Source organism: Micromonospora sp. R311 (assembly GCF_056780015.1).
Genome location: NZ_JBSWCE010000111.1, coordinates 1 through 1,377, shown reverse-complemented (window position 1 = coordinate 1,377; position 1,377 = coordinate 1). Strand labels below are relative to the sequence as shown.

Annotated in this window: 2 protein-coding genes; both read right to left on the bottom strand. The window is 71.6% G+C overall.

Translation table 11 applies throughout. The features are described from left to right. On the bottom strand, positions 1 to 485 hold a 485-nt coding region (locus tag AC1WTP_RS34395; RefSeq protein ID WP_481653375.1), incomplete at its 3' end, for an FMN reductase. Then, positions 482 to 1,377, bottom strand: an 896-nt coding sequence (locus tag AC1WTP_RS34390; RefSeq protein ID WP_481653374.1) for a CE1758 family FMN-dependent luciferase-like monooxygenase, incomplete at its 5' end; no start/stop codon positions are given. The genes AC1WTP_RS34390 and AC1WTP_RS34395, both read right to left, overlap by 4 nt.

The following is a 1,377-nucleotide window of genomic DNA, read 5'->3' as shown; positions in this document are numbered from 1 at the left end:
CCGTCGGCGGTGCCGCCGGACCAGTCCTCCGGCGCGGCGAAGACCGCCGTCGGCACCACCACCGCGTGCAGGTACGCGAACAGCGGCCGGAGCGCGTGCTCCAGGGCGAGCGAGTGCCGGGCCGTGCCGCCGGTCGCGGCGACCAGCACCGGCCGGTCGACCAGGGCCTCGGCGTCGACCAGGTCGAAGAACGACTTGAACAGCCCGTTGTACGACGCGTTGAAGATCGGCGTTACGGCGATGAGCCCGTCGGCGCCGGTGACCGTGTCCAGTACCGCCCGAAGCGACTCCGACGGGAAGCCGGTGAGCAGGTGGTTCACCACGTCGTGGGCGTGCTCGCGCAGGTCGATCGGGTGCACGTCGACCTCCTCGCCCCGGGCGACCAGCCCGTCGCGGGTGGCCGCGGCGAGCTGGTCGGCGAGCAGCCGGGTCGACGACGGCTGGCTGAGGCCGGCCGAGACGACGGCGAGGGTGCGGGGGCTCATCGGGCGCCCTCGGGTGCCTTGCCCGTCACGTCGTCGACGGCGTGGACGGTGCTGTCCTTGGCGCCGCCCGCCGTGGCGACCAGCGAGGCGTGGGTCGGCGCCTCGGGCACGTGTGCCGGACGCAGCGAGTCGAACTCCTTACGCAGCACCGGAACCACCTCCTCGCCGAGCAGGTCGAGCTGCTCCAGGACCGTCTTCAGCGGCAGGCCGGCGTGGTCGATCAGGAAGAGCTGCCGCTGGTAGTCCCCCACGTAGTCGCGGAAGCCCAGCGTCCGGTCGATGACCTGCTGCGGGCTGCCCACGGTCAGCGGGGTCTGCGCGGTGAACTCCTCCAGCGACGGGCCGTGCCCGTAGACCGGCGCGTTGTCGAAGTACGGCCGGAACTCGCGGACCGCGTCCTGCGAGTTGCGCCGCATGAACACCTGCCCGCCGAGCCCGACGATGGCCTGGTCGGCGGAGCCGTGGCCGTAGTGGGCGAACCGCTGCCGGTAGAGCTCGACCATCCGCTGGGTGTGCTCCTTCGGCCAGAAGATGTGATTGGCGAAGAAGCCGTCGCCGTAGTACGCGGCCTGCTCGGCGATCTCGGGGCTGCGGATCGAGCCGTGCCACACGAACGGGGGGACCCCGTCGAGCGGACGCGGCGTCGCGGTGAACGACTGCAGCGGCGTCCGGAACCGGCCCTTCCAGTCCACCACGTCCTCCCGCCACAGCCGGCGCAGCAGGTCGTAGTTCTCGATGGCCAGCGGGATGCCGCTGCGGATGTCCTGCCCGAACCACGGGTACACCGGCCCGGTGTTGCCGCGGCCCATCATCAGGTCCACCCGGCCGTCGGCCAGGTGCTGCAGCATCGCGTAGTCCTCGGCGATCTTCACCGGATCGTTCGTGGTGATCA